Consider the following 16,086-nt stretch of genomic DNA (forward strand, 5'->3'; position numbering starts at 1 on the left):
CGAGGAGTCGGTCACAGTAGGGGAGAGCGTGGTGGAGGCGCCGATGAGCCGCCGACCTGACAGTGACGAACCGGCCAGCGACGAGCCTGGCCACGACGGAGAGATCCGCGGTCTGCCGCCCGAGTGGGGGACGATCGTGGTCCCCGATGACCTGCGCGATCTGGCCGACGAGATCTCTGCGGTGCAGGCCGAGCTGGCCGGTCGACCCCCCGGTCGACGACGGCGGTGGCCGCGCCCCGGAATGTCCGCGCCGCTGTGTGCGCTGATCCTCTTCCTGGTGGCCGCGATCGGCAGCTTGATGGTGATCGTGTTGCCCAAACCGAACCGGCCGCCCAGGCGGGAGCCGCTGGCCAGCCCGAGCGTGGCCGTCGGCGTGGCGGGCGGGCTGGTACCCCCCCTCTCCCTGGTCGGCTCCGATGGGCAAGGTTCGTCGCTACGCGAGTTCCGGCCGTCCGTGTTGCTGATCTCCCCCGCCGGCTGCGTTCGCTGTGCGGCAGTACGGAATCAGCTGATCGAGGCGACTGACGAGACTCAGCTCACCATTGTCTGGATTACGGAGAGTAAGCGGCCCGTTACAGAAGTACCTGGCCTGCCGACCGGGCGGCTCGTCTCCCTGGCCGATCCGACCGGAACCGCCAGAGCCGCGATCGCCAACGTCTCGGCGACCGAGCCGACCGCCGTCCTGGTGCGGACCGACGGGCGGATCCGCCGGATCGTCCCGAACGTGCCGGACCCCGCTCAGCTCCGGCCGGAGCTCGCCGCACTGACGATCCGCTGACGCCCGTTGACGATCTCGACACCGACCCGACGCGCTCCCGCCCGGTGGATCCGTGCCGGTTGGGCGCTGATCCGGGCGTGCCACCCCGAGCCCGCTCTCGCCGTGACCGTCGGCGTCACCGCGCTCGCTGCGGCCAGTGGCCGGTCCGTCGCAGGCCTGGCGGCGGTGGCCACCGCGGTGCTCGCCGGGCAGCTGGCGACCGGCTGGAGCAACGACTGGCTGGACGCCGACCGCGACGCGGCCGTCGGGCGGACGGACAAGCCGGTGGCTACCGGCGAGGTCTCCCGCCGTCTCGTCGGCGTGGCGGCGCTCGTCGCGGGGCTGGCCTGCGTCCCGCTCTCGCTGCTCTCCGGCTGGCAGGCCGGCCTGGTCCATCTGGCCGCGGTGGGCTGCGCGCTGGCCTACAACGCCCGCCTGAAGTCGACGCCGTTCTCCGCCCTCCCGTACGCGCTCGCGTTCGCAGCGGCACCGGCGTTCGTCACGCTCGCTCTCCCCGGCTCGCCGTGGCCGCCGGTGTGGCTGACGGTGGCCGGTGCCGCGCTCGGCGCCGGTGCGCACTTCGCGAACGTCCTCGGTGACCTGGAGGAGGATGCGGCGACCGGTATCCGCGGCCTGCCTCACCGACTCGGCCGACGAGCGAGCGAGGCGATCGCAGCCGGGTTGATGGCGCTGGTGGCGGTCGTGTTGACGGCCGGACCGCCCGGGCCGCCGCGGCCCATCGCCTGGGGCATCCTGGGCGTCACCGCGATCGCGCTCGGCCTCGGCGCCGTCCTGGGACGTCGGCCGGGCTCCCCGGCGCTGTTCCGGGCGGTGCTGGTCGCCGCGGTCTGCGACGTCGCGCTGCTACTCCTCAGCGGCACCAATCTCTGACGAATAGCGTCGCTGACCTCGGGTAATTCGTAGCTCGGCGTGGCACGCCGACCCGATGCGCGGACCCGCGTCGGCCAGACACTACGCTATAGGCGGTCTACGCAACGTAGATACCCGAGGTGTGTACGCGCAGTCGACGCCTATCCCGCTCGCCTGCGTCAGTAGAGGCCAGAGAGGAAGCTGCCGTGAGCCGCTCGACGGACACCAGGCGGCGTGGCCGCCGGGCCGCGACCCTGATCACGCTAGGTCTCGTCGGCGCGTTCGCGCTGACCGGTTGCAGCTCCGGCCAGATCGCGGAGACCGCGCTCAAGGTCGCGTCGATCCCCGGGGTCGACTCGCAGGCCGGTGACGTAGCGATCCGGAACGTCGTGGTGTCCTTCCCCCCGGAGGGCTACACCTGGCCCGCCGGCAGCAACGTCCCGCTGCAGCTCACGCTGATCAACAACGGCAACACCGGCGACCGGCTGACGTCGGTCACCAGTGACATCGCCGGCTCCGTGGTGCTGCAGGAGGTACCGGAGGGCGGTCAGGCCACGGTCGGACCGACCGTCACCCCGTCCGCGAGTGCCTCCGAGACCGCCTCGCCGTCAGCGGGCACACCGAGCGCCGGCGACGTGACGCCGTCCGGCGCGGTCGTGGTCGGCACGCCGACGCCGACGCTCAGCGGTGGGGTGCCGAGCCCGGCGCCATCCCGCGGAACGCCGTCCCCGGTCGTCGAGTCGCCGCTGGCGACCGCGAGCCCGGCCGCCTCGCTGCCGCTGGAGATCCCGGCCCGCCGAGTGGTCCCGCTCCAGCCGGGTGGCCCGCAGCTCGTCCTGACCTCGATCACCGAGGAGCTCGACGCGGCGACGGTCGTCACCGTGACGTTCAACTTCGAGCGCGGCGGCTCGGTGACCCTGCAGGTGCCGTTCGCCGCGCCGGAGAGCCCGCTGCCCCGCGCCTCGGTCACCCACGAGAACGAAGAGGGCGGCCACGGCGTCGAGTCCGAGCACGGCACGGAAGAAGACAACGAGCACGCCGAGTAGGCGCACTCCGCACTCCCGACGGCGGGCGGCCGGACCACGTGTGGTCCCGCCGCCCGCCGCTTTGTGTCACACCGGCACCGTAGGGTTCGGCTCATGCCACCCCGCACCGCTACCAAGGCCAACCGCGAGCGGCCCGCCTACCGCTGTACCGAGTGCGGCCTCACCGTTGCGAAGTGGGTCGGCCGGTGTCCCGAGTGCCAGGCCTGGGGCACGATCGACGAGGTCGGTGCGGGCCCGGTCGCTCTGCAGCAGGTGGGTGCCGGTCCGGTCACCGCACCGGCCCGCCCGATCGGCGAGATCGACGTCCGGGCCGCCCAGTCCCGGCCGACCGGCGTCGACGAGCTCGACCGGGTACTCGGCGGCGGCCTGGTGCCGGGCGCCGTTCTACTGCTCGCCGGCGAGCCGGGCGTGGGTAAGTCGACGCTGCTGCTCGAGGTCGCTCATCGGTATGCCGCCAGCGGCGGTGCGCCGGCGCTGGTGGTCACTGGCGAGGAGTCCGCAGCCCAGGTCCGGCTGCGCGCCGACCGCACCGACCGGATCCACCCGTCGCTCTTCCTCGCGGCCGAGACCGACCTCTCCGCCGTGCTCGGTCATGTGGAGGCGGTCTCCCCCGGGCTGCTCGTCGTCGACTCGGTGCAGACCATCTCCTCACCCGCGCTCGACAGCGCGCCGGGCAGCGTCACCCAGGTACGCGCGGTCACCTCGACCCTGATCGCCTCGGCGAAGGCCCGCAACATGGCGACGATCCTCGTCGGTCACGTCACGAAGGACGGCAACGTGGCCGGCCCGCGCGTGCTCGAGCACCTCGTCGACGTCGTCCTGCACTTCGAGGGCGAGCGGCACTCGACGCTGCGGCTGGTCCGCGCGGTGAAGAACCGGTACGGGCCGTCCGACGAGGTCGGTTGTTTCGAGATGCACGACCGCGGCATCCGCGGCCTGGCCGACCCGTCCGGGCTATTCCTCACCCGGCACAGCGAGGCGGTACCGGGTACCTGCGTGTCGGTGCTCCTGGAGGGGGTCCGGCCGCTGCTGGCCGAGGTACAGGCGCTGGTGGCGCCCAGCCACATCCCCACTCCCCGGCGAGCGGTCAGCGGGCTCGACTCGGCCCGCGTCGCGATGGTGCTCGCGGTCACCGAACGACGGGGCCGAGTGCGGCTGCAGGAGCGCGACGTCTACACCGCGACGGTCGGCGGCGCGAAGGTCACCGAGCCCGCCGGAGACCTCGCGGTCGCGCTCGCCGTGGCGTCGGCTGCGCGCGACGAGGCGCTGCCACCCGACCTGGTGGCGATCGGCGAGCTCGGGCTGTCCGGCGACGTCCGCCGGGTGGGCGCGGTGGAGCGGCGATTGGCCGAGGCCGCGCGCCTGGGCTTTCGGCAGGCGCTGGTGCCGACCGGCTCGATCGAGCGCAAGCCACCGAACATGATCGTCACCGAGGTCGACGATCTACGGGCCGCCTTGGGGCACGCGTTCCGGGATAAGGTGCGTAGCCTGTCCGAGGTACGGCCGACGCCGTCCGGGGAAGGATCCCCAACAGGTCGACGACGCCCTGCTCCGTGAGGCTGCGCTTCGGAGATCGGACTTGCCCGCGGCGGGCACTCTGAGGCTGTCCAGGGAGTCCGCTACGACCGCCGCGCCGGTGGAGTGCCAACTTGTGTCGGTACTCCGACACGGTGTCACCAGCGGGCCCACACCGCGCGGAGAGGCGTGGCCGCCGTAGACTGCCGGAGAATCAGATGCCTGGAGGTACAGCCGTGGTCGGGACGGAGCGCGATGAGCAGCTCCGGCAAACGCTCGCCCGGATCGCGCCGGGTACCTCCCTGCGGGACGGACTCGACCGGATTCTGCGCGGTAGCACCGGTGCCCTGATCGTTTTCGGACACGACAAGACCGTCGACGCGATCTCGACCGGCGGCTTCCCGCTCGACGTCGAGTTCACCCCCACCGGGCTTCGTGAGCTGGCGAAAATGGACGGTGCGCTGGTGCTGTCCAACGACGGCTCGCGGATCGTGCGGGCCGCCGTGCACCTGATGCCCGACTCGTCGATACCGGCGGTCGAGTCCGGCACCCGGCACCGCACCGCCGAGCGGGTGTCCAAGCAGACCGGCTTCCCGGTGATCTCGGTCAGCCAGTCGATGCGCATCATCGGGCTCTACGTCGGCGGCACCCGCTACGTGCTGGACGAGACGTCGTCGATCCTGTCGAAGGCCAACCAGGCACTCGCGACGCTGGAGCGCTACAAGCTGCGGCTCGACGAGGTGTCCGGCACCCTGTCGGCGCTGGAGATCGAAGACCTGGTCACGGTCCGCGACGCGATGTCGGTGACCCAGCGGCTGGAGATGGTCCGCCGGATCTCCGACGAGATCGCCGGCTACGTGATCGAGCTCGGCACCGACGGACGCCTGCTCAAGCTCCAGCTGGACGAGCTGATGGCCGGCGTCGACGCCGACCGTGAGCTGGTGATCCGCGACTACCTGCCCTCCGGCCGCCGCACCAGGTCGGTCGCCGACGTCCTCGACGACCTCGACCGGCTGTCCGCGACCGAGCTGCTCGACCTGACGCTGGTCGCCCGCGGAGTCGGCTACCCGGCCACGGCCGACACCCTGGAAGGCGCCGTGAGCCCGCGCGGTTACCGGCTGCTCGCGAAGGTTCCCCGCCTGCCGGGCGCGGTCATCGACCGCCTGGTCGAGCACTTCGGCGGGCTCCAGAAGCTGCTCGGAGCGACGGTCGACGACCTCCGCGCGGTAGAGGGCGTCGGCGACGCCCGCGCCCGCTCGGTGCGCGAAGGCCTCTCCCGCCTAGCCGAGTCCTCAATCCTCGAACGCTACGTATAGCGGCCCGCCCAGAACGACGCGCCGCTGATGGTTGGCACGCGTTCCGGGTAGCGCGCCGGGTGGTTGTCGCGCTCTCCGGGTCGCGCCGGGTGGTTGTCGCGCTCTCCGGGTCGCGCCGGGTGGTTGTCGCGCTCTCCGGGTCGCGCTGGGTGGTTGTCGCGCTCTCCGGGTCGCGCCGGGTGGTTGTCGCGCTCTCCGGGTCGCGCTGGGTGGTTGTCGCGCTCTCCGGGCAGTGCAGCGTTCCGGGGTGGGCGTCCACGGCGACCGGCCCTCCGCTCCGAAGGTGTTGCCACGACCGTAGGAATCCACCGGCCGCCGCGACGTGTTTTCGGGAAGACCACCTCCCACGGAGCACCCGGACGTGGTTTTCGGGGAAGACCACCTCTCAAGGGGCCGTCGCGGCATGGTTTTTCGGCAAAACCCCAAGCGCCACCCGCGCATGACGAAGCGCCCGCCCCGAATCGGGACGGGCGCTTCTGGTGTCAGCGCTCGCCGGCGCGGTGGCCGGCGGAGATCACTTGACCGAGACGGTGGCGCCGGCAGCCTCGCACTGGGCCTTCGCCGTCCTGGGCGGGCCGTGCACCTCAGGGATTCACCGTGAAGGGGACGGGCTTGCTCTCCAGGGTGCCCAGGCGAGCCACCAGCTGGTACTTGCCCGGCTTCACCGGGGCGCCGGTGACGCAGTTCTTCGACGACGTCGTCCCGCCCCACTTGATGTAGTAGTTGAGCGTCTCCCCCGGTACGAGCTTCCGATCGACCGTGGCCGCGGCGGCGTCCGCGCGCGAGCTGCAGTCGTCGGACGACCACACCTTCGCCGTGCCGGAGAGGATCTTGAGCTCCTGCTCGTTCGAGCCGACGTCGCGGCGGCACGCGGCCGACGAGGAGTTCTTGACGACCAGCCGCATGGCGGCGAACTCACCGATCCGCACCGAGCCGTCGGAGGGCACGGCGGTGAGGGTGAGCGCCGTGTCCGCACACGCCGCCGAGGAGGACTTGGATCCGCCGGCCGGTGCCTGCGGTGCGGCGGTCGCCGAGTCGGGCGACTCCTGGCTTGGGGAGGCGTCGGCGGAGCCTGCCCCGGACTCGCCGGGATCGGGTGAGTCACCGCCGCCTGCCGCCGGGGAGGCCTGGGTCGTGGAGGGCACGCCGACTACACGTGCCGCGTCACTGCCGGAACCACCGGAGATCATGCACGACGCGAACGCCAGCAGAATGATTACCAGTGGCCCGAGGATCAACAGGCGCCGACGCCAGTAGACGCTGGATGGGTGGGGTCCGACCGTCCAGTTCATGGTGGACGAACGGTATCGCTCCGAGCCGCCGGATGCGCGACGGCGCGCCGAGTCTCAACCTGACGTGGAGACGATCACACGCGTCCGCCGTCCACCTCCCGTCTCACCGCCGCGGCGGGGGCACGGCGCGCGGGAAGACACCGACCCTGGCACGATCAACGCTGATGTCAGCGACCCCCGCCTTCGATACCCAGCCCCCGGAGATCCCGCTCGCTACCAGGTTCGCCGCACTCGTCCTCGACTGGTACGGCGAGAACGCCCGGGACCTTCCCTGGCGCACCGCGGACGCCACTCCCTGGGGCGTCCTCGTCAGCGAAATCATGCTCCAGCAGACGCCGGTCTCCCGCGTCCTGCCCGCGTACGAAGCGTGGATGGCGCGCTGGCCGACGCCGGCGGCGCTGGCGGCGGACGAGCCGGGCGAAGCCGTCCGCGCCTGGGGGCGCCTCGGTTATCCGCGGCGTGCGCTCCGGCTGCACGAGTGCGCGGTGGCGATCACCGAGCGGCACGGCGGGCAGCTCCCGACCGACCTGGAGTCCCTGCTCGCGCTGCCAGGCGTCGGGGCGTACACGGCCCGGGCCGTCGCGTCGTTCGCGTACCGGCAGCGTCACGCGGTCGTGGACACCAACGTCCGGCGGGTGCTCAGCCGGGTCGTGACCGGGGTGGCCGACGCCGCTCCGGGGTCCGCCACCCGTGACCTCGCGTTGGCCGAGCCGCTCGTCCCCACGGACGCCGAGGTGGCCGCGCGCTACGCAGTCGCGGTGATGGAGCTCGGAGCGCTCGTCTGTACGGCTCGAGCGCCCCGCTGCGCCGACTGTCCGATCGTGGCCGACTGTGCGTGGTTCCGCGCCGGTAAGCCGGCCTACGACGGACCGGTGCGGCGTCCCCAGGGTTACGCCGGCACCGACCGGCAAGTGCGTGGGCGGTTGCTGGCCGTCCTACGGGACGCCGAGGGCCCGGTCGCCCAGGCGGCGCTGGACGTCGTCTGGCACGACGCCGTGCAGCGCAGCCGCGCCCTGGACGGCCTCGTGACCGACGGGCTCGTCGATCCGCTCCCCGACGGCCGCTACGCCCTACCCCGCTGATCTACGCCAAGTCCGCCTCCACGACGCGTGTGAAGGCGGATTTGGCGTAACTGCGCGTCCGGCCCAGCTCCGGTGAAACGCCGAAGGGCGAGCCCAACGGGGCCCGCCCTTCGAGCGAAACAGCGTGCCTTACTCGGCGGCCGTCTCGCCGGTGGCGATCTCGGCGGTGACCGCATCCGGCAACGGAGCCGGCTTGTCAGCACCGCGGAACGTGAACTCGCCCTTGGTGTTGTCCTTCTCGTCGAGCCCGGTCACGTCGACGACGACGATCTGACCGGCGGACAGCTCGCCGAACAGGATCTTCTCCGACAGCGTGTCCTCGATCTCGCGCTGGATCGTCCGACGCAGCGGCCGAGCACCCAGCACCGGGTCGTAGCCCTTCGCCGCGAGCAACTTCTTCGCGTTGTCGGTGAGCTCCAGCCCCATGTCCTTGTTCTTCAGCGCGGTGTCCACCCGGTTCAGCATGAGGTCGACGATCTGAACGATCTCTTCCTCGGTGAGCTGGTGGAAGACGATCGTGTCGTCGATCCGGTTGAGGAACTCGGGACGGAAGTGCTGCTTCAGCTCGTCCTGGACCTTGAGCTTCATCCGCTCGTAGTTGCTGGTCGTGTCGTTGCCGGCCTGGAAGCCGAGCGACACGGCCTTGGCGATGTCGCGGGTACCCAGGTTGGACGTCAGGATCAGCACCGTGTTCTTGAAGTCCACGATCCGGCCCTGGCCGTCGGTCAGGCGACCGTCTTCCAGGATCTGCAGGAGCGTGTTGAACACGTCCGGGTGAGCCTTCTCGACCTCGTCGAAGAGCACCACGGAGAACGGCTTGCGGCGCACCTTCTCGGTGAGCTGGCCGCCCTCGTCGTACCCGACGTAGCCGGGAGGGGCACCGACGAGCCGCGACACGGTGTACCGGTCGTGGAACTCGGACATGTCGAGCTGGATCAGCGCGTCCTCGTCACCGAACAGGAACTCGGCGAGCGCCTTCGAGAGCTCGGTCTTACCCACACCGGACGGGCCGGCGAAGATGAACGAACCACCGGGACGCTTCGGGTCCTTCAGGCCGGCCCGGGTACGCCGGATGGCCTGCGAGACCGCCTTGATCGCCTGCTCCTGGCCGACGACCCGCTTGTGCAGCTCGTCCTCCATGCGCAGGAGACGGCTGGTCTCCTCCTCGGTGAGCTTGAAGACCGGGATGCCCGTCCAGTTCGCCAGGACCTCGGCGATCTGCTCGTCGTCGACCTCGCTCACGACGTCGAGGTCGCCGGCCTTCCACTCCTTCTCCCGCTGCGCCTTCTGGCCCAGCAGCTGCTTCTCCTTGTCGCGGAGCGACGCGGCCTTCTCGAAGTCCTGCGCGTCGATCGCGGACTCCTTCTCCCGCCGCACGCCCGCGATGCGCTCGTCGAACTCGCGCAGGTCCGGCGGAGCGGTCATCCGACGGATCCGCATCCGGGCGCCGGCCTCGTCGATCAGGTCGATCGCCTTGTCCGGCAGGAAGCGGTCGGAGATGTACCGGTCGGCCAGCGTCGCGGCCGCGACCAGCGCCCCGTCGGTGATCGAGATCCGGTGGTGGGCCTCGTAGCGGTCACGCAGGCCCTTGAGGATCTCGATCGTGTGCGCCAGCGACGGCTCGCCGACCTGGATCGGCTGGAACCGACGCTCGAGAGCGGCGTCCTTCTCGACGTACTTGCGGTACTCGTCGAGCGTGGTGGCGCCGATCGTCTGCAGCTCACCCCGGGCCAGCATCGGCTTCAGGATCGACGCGGCGTCGATCGCGCCCTCGGCGGCACCCGCACCCACCAGGGTGTGGATCTCGTCGATGAACAGGATGATGTCGCCGCGGGTGCGGATCTCCTTGAGCACCTTCTTCAGGCGCTCTTCGAAGTCACCGCGGTAGCGCGACCCGGCGACCAGCGCGCCGAGGTCGAGCGTGTAGAGCTGCTTGTCCTTGAGCGTCTCGGGCACCTCGCCCTTGACGATCGCCTGCGCCAGCCCTTCGACGACGGCGGTCTTGCCGACGCCGGGCTCGCCGATCAGCACCGGGTTGTTCTTGGTGCGGCGGGACAGCACCTGCATGACCCGCTCGATTTCCTTTTCCCGACCGATGACCGGGTCGAGCTTCTGCTCGCGTGCGGCCTGGGTCAGGTTGCGACCGAACTGGTCGAGGACGAGCGAGGTGGACGGCGTGCCTTCGGCTGGGGCACCGGAGCCGGCCGGCTCCTTGCCCTGGTAGCCGGAGAGCAGCTGGATCACCTGCTGGCGGACCCGGTTGAGGTCAGCCCCCAGCTTCACCAGGACCTGGGCGGCCACGCCCTCGCCCTCGCGGATGAGCCCGAGCAGGATGTGCTCGGTGCCGATGTAGTTGTGGCCCAGCTGCAGGGCCTCGCGGAGCGACAGCTCCAGCACCTTCTTGGCCCGTGGCGTGAACGGGATGTGCCCGCTCGGCGCCTGCTGACCCTGCCCGATGATCTCCTCGACCTGCTGGCGAACGCCCTCCAGCGAGATCCCCAGGGACTCGAGCGCCTTGGCCGCGACGCCCTCACCCTCGTGGATGAGGCCGAGCAGGATGTGCTCGGTGCCGATGTAGTTGTGGTTGAGCATCCGGGCTTCTTCTTGAGCCAGGACGACAACACGCCTCGCGCGGTCGGTAAACCTCTCGAACATCCCTCGTTAGCTCCTCACGTGCCGGTGGGCACCGTGTGGTCGCGAACACCTGATGGCGCCCGTCCCACCACTGTAGTCGGGTGATGACCTCCGGCCACCCGCCGCGGGAACCGGATCCGGCTACCGCCGGTGCACCGCACCGGCGACGTCCATGACTACGGTTCTTACAACGGTGGAGCGGAAGCCACGCTTCCGACCGGCTGTCCGCTGAGAGCGAACAACCGCCTCGTCCCGCCACGGTCGGCTTTTCGCCGACCGCATAACTACCCCTAACAGCAGGTTACGGACGCTCTGCACGGCGGCGTCCGCGGGGTGGCCGGTACGGGGCCGGCGGCGGGGCAGGGAGCCCGAAAGGAGTACGTCGAGAGGCGGTGCTGGGGCTAACGGTGAGCACCCACCGCTGTCCGGGTCAGCTCGCGTGGAACTTCTGAACGATGTCGTTAGGGATACGACCGCGGTCGGAAACCTTGAATCCGCGCTTCTTGGCCCATTCCCGGATGGCCTGGTTCTGCTCGCGATCAGCGGTCGCAGTGGAGCCGGAGGAACGGGTGCGGGCAGCGGCGGCCTGCTTCACTGCGGCGGACCGGCCGGACTTACGCGCAGCGCCGACGTAAGGCGCTACCGCATCCCGCAAGGTCGCGGCGTTCTTGGACGACAGATCGATTTCGTAAGATACGCCGTCGAGCGAGAACGAGACCGTCTCTTCTGCTTCCCCTCCGTCGATGTCATCGACGAGAAGCACCTGCACCTTCTGCGCCACGAATTCCTCCCGGCTCACCAGAAAAACTGGGTACGGCTAAATACAATCACGGCACCGACCGAAACGCCAATACCCAGTATCCACAAAACGCTGGGTAACCGCTCAGCACCCTGCCTGCGGTCACCCAACCGTCGCAGTTAAACCGGTCGGACGAACGGGAACAGAATCGTCTCTCGGATGCCGCGACCGGTGAACACCTGGAGCAAACGGTCCACGCCCATACCCATTCCACCGGACGGTGGCATGCCGTATTCGAGGGCGCGCAGGAAGTCCTCGTCCAACTGCATCGCCTCGACGTCTCCCTTGGCCGCCATGGCGGACTGGGCGACCAGGCGTTCGCGCTGGATGACCGGGTCGACCAGCTCGGAGTAGGCGGTGCCGCGCTCCACCCCGTCGATGTAGAGGTCCCACTTCTCCGCGACGCCCGGCACCGACCGGTGTGGACGCGTCAGCGGACTGGTGTCGAGCGGATAGTCCCGGACGAAGATGGGCCCGGCCAGCCGCTCCTCGCACAATGCCTCGAACAGCTCCTCGACCAGCTTCCCGTGGACCCACAGTGGATTCACAGCGATACCGTGCTTCTCGGCGTACGTGCGCAAGGTCTCGATCGGCGTCTCCGGCGTGACCTCCTCGCCGACCGCCTCGGAGACGAGCGTAAAGAGCGACGCGGTCTCCCATTCACCGCTCAGGTCGATCTCGGACCCGTCGAAGCGCTCCACGATCGTCGAGCCGAAGACCGCGGTGGCGGCCTCCTGGTACAGCTCCCTGGTCAGCCGGGCCATGGTGTCGTAGTTACCGTAGGCTTCGTACACCTCGAGCATGGTGAATTCCGGCGAGTGCGTGGAATCCGCCCCTTCGTTACGGAAGTTTCGATTGATCTCGTAAACCTTCTCAATGCCACCCACCACACAACGCTTCAAGAAGAGCTCTGGTGCGATGCGTAGGTAGACGTCGAGATCGAACGCGTTGAAATGCGTGATGAACGGCCGAGCGGCCGCGCCTCCGTGCACGGTCTGCAACATCGGCGTCTCGACCTCGAGGAACTCCCGACGGTTCAGGGAATCCCGTAGCGCGCGTACCGTCTCGGTACGTACTTCCACCATCCGGCGGGCTTCCGGCCGAACGATCAGATCCGCATAACGCTGTCGGATCCGGGTTTCCTCACCCATCGGCTTGTGAGCGACCGGCAACGGACGCAGAGCCTTTGCGGTGAGCACCCAACGATCGGCGAGGATGCTCAACTCGCCTCGCCGGGACGTGATGACCTCACCGTCGATCCCCACGTGATCGCCGAGATCGACCAGGGACTTCCAGCTCTCCAGCGATTCCGCGCCGACCTGGGCGAGGCTGAGCATCACCTGCAGCTCGGTGCCGTCGCCCTCCCGCAGCGTCGCGAAACAGAGCTTGCCGGTGTTGCGGATGAAGAGGACCCGTCCGGTCACCGAAACGCGCTCGCCGGTGTGCTCGTCCGGCCCCAGGTCGGGGTAGCGGCCCCGGATCTCCGCCAGCGTCGTCGTGCGCGCGAAGCCCACCGGATACGGCTCGATGCCCTCGGCGAGCATTCGGGCCCGCTTCTCCAGCCGGACCCTGACCTGCTCTGGCAGGTCGCTCTCGAACGCGTCGGCGTCGGCCGCCGGGTCGGCGTTCCCCGGCGAAACAGGAGCCCCGTTGTCAGAGCGCGCGGGCTGGTCGGTGGAGTTCTCGGTCACGCGTGGAGCCTATCGAGCCTCGCCGATCCGTTTTGACCGGCGGCAGCGGTATCAATTCCGCCGTTGCGTCGCAGATCTCATCTCCCGCGGGAGGGCGGCGTATTCGATCCGGTGACGCCGCGGATCCGACGTCGCAGTGCGGAACTCGCGACCGGGCCGAGGTCGTCGGCGACCTCGAGCAGTATTCCGAGCCGGTCCAGCGCGTCCAGCGCGGCGGTGGACCCGTTCGGGTCGACGGCTTCGAACAACTCCATGCCGACGAACGCCGCCGAGACCGCGTGCGCCAATCCGGTCACGTCGACGACCTGTTCGATCGGCGATCCGGTGACCACCCGGCGGAGCACACCTTCGATCTCCCGCACCCAGAGCTGGATCGCCTCGCTGGTCGCGGACGCCAGACGCTCGTCGCCCTGCGCGCCGGCCAACATCTGGGCCAGCAGCGTGACGTTGCCCCGCTCGCGCTGATCGGCGTGCAGGTCGCGGCCGAGCGCGAGCAGTTCCCGCATCGTCCGGATCGCCGCGAAGCGCTCCCGGTACCGGGCGACGTCGGCCGCGGTGGCTGCCCGGCAGGCCTCGTTCAGCAGGTCCGCGACGCTGCCGAAGTGGTAGAAGACCAGCGCCTGGTTGACGCCGGCGGTGGCCGCCACCGTCCGCGCGGACGTACCGGCGATGCCGTTCCGGCGAACCGTCTCGATCGCCCCGTCGATCAAGCGCTGCCGGGTGTCCTCCGCCATTCGTCTCCGTTCACCGAGGCCGCTTCGGGCCGCTCGTCGTGGCCCGGCGCCGACGGTAGTCCGCGGCCGACCGGCTCCGCGCTCGGGCCGAAGCCCACTCCGTCGGCGACCCTCGCCACGACCCACCGAATCACCGGCAGCCGCGCGAGCCAACCGAGCACGGCGGGCCCCGCGCCGACGTGCTCGACGGCGAGCGCGACCGCCTCGACACCATCGACCACTACGCCGTCGTCGCGTTCGTACCGCACCCGGTACAGCGCGCCCGGATATTCCCGGGCGTCCGCCAGCGTCAGCCCGACTCCGTCCGAGCGGCCGAACGCGCCGTGCAGCTCGCGGCACTGCACGCAGCCGAGGTCCAGATAGAGCGTGGCGGATCGGAACCCGGCCGGACGCCGTCGCGGGATCCAGCGCCGCACCCGGCTGCGGTACGCCGTCCACTCCGGCCCGTACCGACGCCGCAGGTCGTCGTCCTCGTGTTTCTCGGCGACGGCTTCGCTGAAGACCACCGACATCACCGCGGCAGCGGCCACCGCCCAGCTCTCGAGGGCGATCGCGAGCACGCCGGTCAGTAGCGTGGCCGAGACCTGCATCGGGTTCGCCAGGTAGGCGTACGGACCGGTGGTGACCAGCCGGCTCGGTGGGTCCCACGGGTAGGGCGTCCCGCCGCCCCGCTCGGCGAATTCGCGCACCGCGGCCAGACCGGGCACCGAAGCGAGCACGGCCGCCTGAACCAAGAGCGAGAGCCACCAGCGCGGAGCACGCAACACCGCACTCCAGGATCCGTCGCCCACCGCCATCACGACGGTCGGCACCAACCAGAGCACCAACCCGGCGAAGAGAGCCATCTGCAGAACGACCCGCAGACGCAGGTGGCGTCCGGCCGCCGTGCACTCCCCCAGCACGACCGCCGGCAACGCCACCAGCAGCAGTCCGAGCAGCTCGCCCCATCCCCAGCCGGAACCGAGCCGGACCAGCGGCGTGAGGGCGGGCATCGTCACCGCGTCGATCCAGCCGACCGCCGCGAGCAGGATCGGCGTCCGCAGCATCGTCGGCCAATGACCGGACAGCAGTCGACCGACCGCCACCGGCAGCGGTCCCCAGAGCACCGCCCAACCCAGCCAGAGGTCGGCGGGCAGGCCGTCGAACGCTCCGTGGACCGGCAGGTACGACCACCAGTCGGCCCAGCGCGCCAGGCGGTCCAGCAACGCGACGCCGACCAGCGCCAGGAGGAACGCGAGCAGTAGCGCGCCGCGCGTGCGCCGGGAGCCGCGGACCGGGTAGGCGGCCGCGACCAGCGCGGCGACGGGCACCGCGAGGACGGCGTACCGCGCGACCGCGAGGCCGGTCATGCCGGTTGCAGCCCGAGGCTGTCCAGGAGGTAACGCTCTCCGGCGCGGACGAACGCGTCCTCCATCGGCCCGAAGTACCAGGACGGGTCGAGTCGGCGCTCGAACTCGATCTGCAGCCGGACGTCCGAGCCGCCGTCCGGATTCGACGCCCACCGCAGGACGGCCGTTCGCCAGATCAGCGAGTGGTTCGTCATCGACGTGTCGGAGAGTCGGCGGAACACGATCCGGCGACCGTCCCGGTACGGCTCGTTCGCGACGACCTGGGTGACGATCGCGCCACCGTGCTGGCCGATGTGCCACCGGCGGCCGACGTCCACGCCGGCGCCGGCCGCGTGGTCGGGCGTCGGGTAGCCGAGGCGGAGCAGCAACGGGCGCGCGACACCGAACCGCGGACCGGCCGCGACGGTCGCCTGCACCTGCGCGGGTGTGAGCACGACGTGGCGGGTTACGGTCACCGCCTGGACCGGCGCGATCCGCAGCGTCGGGATCACGCCCTCGATTGCGATGACGGCGAGTAGTGGCAGAGCGAACGCCACCCCGAGGCGGCGGTCGAACAGCCGCACCAGGCCGGCGACGCCATGCGCGGCCAGGTAGACCAGCGGAGCGGCCATCAGCAGGCAGATCGCGCCTTCCTGGAGCAGGGCGGCGAAGAGCAGCATGAGGATCGTCGTCGAGACGAAGACCGTGCCGTGCAGGCTGTAGGGCGCCGGGGCCAGTGCGAGCAGGAGCGCGAGCCCTGCCGGAAGGCCCACGAACAGCAGCGCGCTGTCCTCCCGACCGGTCGCGACCGTGATCCAGAAGCCGAGGATCGCGAAGACCGCGACGATCACCGTCCATCCGACGCGCCACCACATTCCACGCCGCCGACGTGGTGTCTCCTGCGGCGCCGCCGCTTCGCCCTCGTCCATGCTCGCCTCCTTTGAGCGATCGCTCAAGGCCGAGCATAGGCAGGGTTTGAGCGATCGCTCAAGACGCCGCGCCGTTGAACCGCCGTAACTACG

Annotated in this window: 13 protein-coding genes; 6 read left to right on the forward strand and 7 right to left on the reverse strand. The window is 70.3% G+C overall.

Annotated features, from left to right (window positions below; genetic code table 11):
- Positions 1 to 43 precede the first annotated feature (43 nt).
- The 5 genes from ABEB28_RS12945 to disA all read left to right on the forward strand — a co-directional run bounded on the left by ABEB28_RS12945 (position 44) and on the right by disA (position 5,504).
- The gene (locus ABEB28_RS12945) at positions 44 to 778 is read left to right on the forward strand and encodes a hypothetical protein (protein ID WP_345728294.1); all 735 of its coding nucleotides are present in this window, start codon (positions 44 to 46) and stop codon (positions 776 to 778) included.
- Between the two features lie 6 nt (positions 779 to 784).
- Entirely contained in the window at positions 785 to 1,648 is an 864-nt protein-coding gene (locus ABEB28_RS12950) for a UbiA family prenyltransferase (protein WP_345728295.1), read from the forward strand.
- 185 nt (positions 1,649 to 1,833) lie between these two features.
- Positions 1,834 to 2,673 (forward strand): copper chaperone PCu(A)C domain-containing protein, encoded by an 840-nt coding sequence (locus tag ABEB28_RS12955; RefSeq protein WP_345728296.1) that lies wholly within the window; start codon positions 1,834 to 1,836, stop codon positions 2,671 to 2,673.
- Positions 2,674 to 2,766: 93 nt separating this feature from the next.
- On the forward strand, positions 2,767 to 4,230 hold the full coding sequence (radA, locus tag ABEB28_RS12960; protein WP_345728297.1) for a DNA repair protein RadA: 1,464 nt from the start codon (positions 2,767 to 2,769) through the stop codon (positions 4,228 to 4,230).
- A gap of 176 nt (positions 4,231 to 4,406) precedes the next feature.
- Positions 4,407 to 5,504 (forward strand): DNA integrity scanning diadenylate cyclase DisA, encoded by a 1,098-nt coding sequence (disA, locus tag ABEB28_RS12965; RefSeq protein ID WP_345728298.1) that lies wholly within the window; start codon positions 4,407 to 4,409, stop codon positions 5,502 to 5,504.
- Positions 5,505 to 6,088: 584 nt separating this feature from the next.
- Here the strand turns inward: disA and ABEB28_RS12970 are convergent.
- Complete coding sequence (locus ABEB28_RS12970; RefSeq protein WP_345728299.1) at positions 6,089 to 6,796, reverse strand: hypothetical protein; 708 nt, start codon at positions 6,794 to 6,796, stop codon at positions 6,089 to 6,091.
- 164 nt (positions 6,797 to 6,960) lie between these two features.
- On the opposite strand from ABEB28_RS12970, the gene ABEB28_RS12975 reads away from it, so the two are divergent.
- Positions 6,961 to 7,878: an HhH-GPD family protein gene (locus tag ABEB28_RS12975; RefSeq protein WP_345728300.1), complete on the forward strand. Its 918-nt coding sequence runs from the start codon at positions 6,961 to 6,963 to the stop codon at positions 7,876 to 7,878.
- A 129-nt stretch (positions 7,879 to 8,007) separates the two neighbouring features.
- Here ABEB28_RS12975 and ABEB28_RS12980 read toward each other — a convergent pair whose 3' ends face one another.
- The 6 genes from ABEB28_RS12980 to ABEB28_RS13005 all read right to left on the reverse strand — a co-directional run bounded on the left by ABEB28_RS12980 (position 8,008) and on the right by ABEB28_RS13005 (position 15,993).
- Positions 8,008 to 10,533: an ATP-dependent Clp protease ATP-binding subunit gene (locus tag ABEB28_RS12980; protein WP_345728301.1), complete on the reverse strand. Its 2,526-nt coding sequence runs from the start codon at positions 10,531 to 10,533 to the stop codon at positions 8,008 to 8,010.
- A gap of 409 nt (positions 10,534 to 10,942) precedes the next feature.
- A complete protein-coding gene (locus ABEB28_RS12985; RefSeq protein ID WP_345728302.1) occupies positions 10,943 to 11,293 on the reverse strand; it encodes a histone-like nucleoid-structuring protein Lsr2 in 351 nt (116 codons plus the stop codon).
- 137 nt (positions 11,294 to 11,430) lie between these two features.
- Positions 11,431 to 12,897 carry a lysine--tRNA ligase gene (lysS, locus tag ABEB28_RS12990; protein WP_345728633.1) on the reverse strand — a complete coding sequence of 489 codons (1,467 nt, stop codon included), beginning with the start codon at positions 12,895 to 12,897 and terminating at the stop codon, positions 11,431 to 11,433.
- Between the two features lie 182 nt (positions 12,898 to 13,079).
- Entirely contained in the window at positions 13,080 to 13,736 is a 657-nt protein-coding gene (locus tag ABEB28_RS12995) for a TetR/AcrR family transcriptional regulator (protein WP_345728303.1), read from the reverse strand.
- On the reverse strand, positions 13,709 to 15,085 hold the full coding sequence (locus ABEB28_RS13000; RefSeq protein ID WP_345728304.1) for a methyltransferase: 1,377 nt from the start codon (positions 15,083 to 15,085) through the stop codon (positions 13,709 to 13,711). The genes ABEB28_RS12995 and ABEB28_RS13000 overlap by 28 nt, the downstream gene beginning before the upstream one ends.
- Positions 15,082 to 15,993: an SRPBCC family protein gene (locus ABEB28_RS13005; RefSeq protein WP_345728305.1), complete on the reverse strand. Its 912-nt coding sequence runs from the start codon at positions 15,991 to 15,993 to the stop codon at positions 15,082 to 15,084. The genes ABEB28_RS13000 and ABEB28_RS13005 overlap by 4 nt, the downstream gene beginning before the upstream one ends.
- Positions 15,994 to 16,086 lie beyond the last annotated feature (93 nt).

The sequence above is a fragment of the Cryptosporangium minutisporangium genome, from assembly GCF_039536245.1.
Lineage (GTDB): Bacteria > Actinomycetota > Actinomycetes > Mycobacteriales > Cryptosporangiaceae > Cryptosporangium > Cryptosporangium minutisporangium.

What these genes read in the sequence shown, in the direction of transcription:
- ABEB28_RS12995 (WP_345728303.1), bottom strand. Translation starts at nt 13,736, where the DNA reads ATGGCGGAGGACACCCGGCAGCGCTTGATCGACGGGGCGATCGAGACG.
- ABEB28_RS12970 (WP_345728299.1), bottom strand. Translation starts at nt 6,796, where the DNA reads ATGAACTGGACGGTCGGACCCCACCCATCCAGCGTCTACTGGCGTCGG.
- ABEB28_RS13000 (WP_345728304.1), bottom strand. Translation starts at nt 15,085, where the DNA reads ATGACCGGCCTCGCGGTCGCGCGGTACGCCGTCCTCGCGGTGCCCGTC.
- ABEB28_RS12945 (WP_345728294.1), top strand. Translation starts at nt 44, where the DNA reads ATGAGCCGCCGACCTGACAGTGACGAACCGGCCAGCGACGAGCCTGGC.
- ABEB28_RS12980 (WP_345728301.1), bottom strand. Translation starts at nt 10,533, where the DNA reads ATGTTCGAGAGGTTTACCGACCGCGCGAGGCGTGTTGTCGTCCTGGCT.
- ABEB28_RS13005 (WP_345728305.1), bottom strand. Translation starts at nt 15,993, where the DNA reads ATGGACGAGGGCGAAGCGGCGGCGCCGCAGGAGACACCACGTCGGCGG.
- radA (WP_345728297.1), top strand. Translation starts at nt 2,767, where the DNA reads ATGCCACCCCGCACCGCTACCAAGGCCAACCGCGAGCGGCCCGCCTAC.
- ABEB28_RS12975 (WP_345728300.1), top strand. Translation starts at nt 6,961, where the DNA reads ATGTCAGCGACCCCCGCCTTCGATACCCAGCCCCCGGAGATCCCGCTC.
- disA (WP_345728298.1), top strand. Translation starts at nt 4,407, where the DNA reads ATGCCTGGAGGTACAGCCGTGGTCGGGACGGAGCGCGATGAGCAGCTC.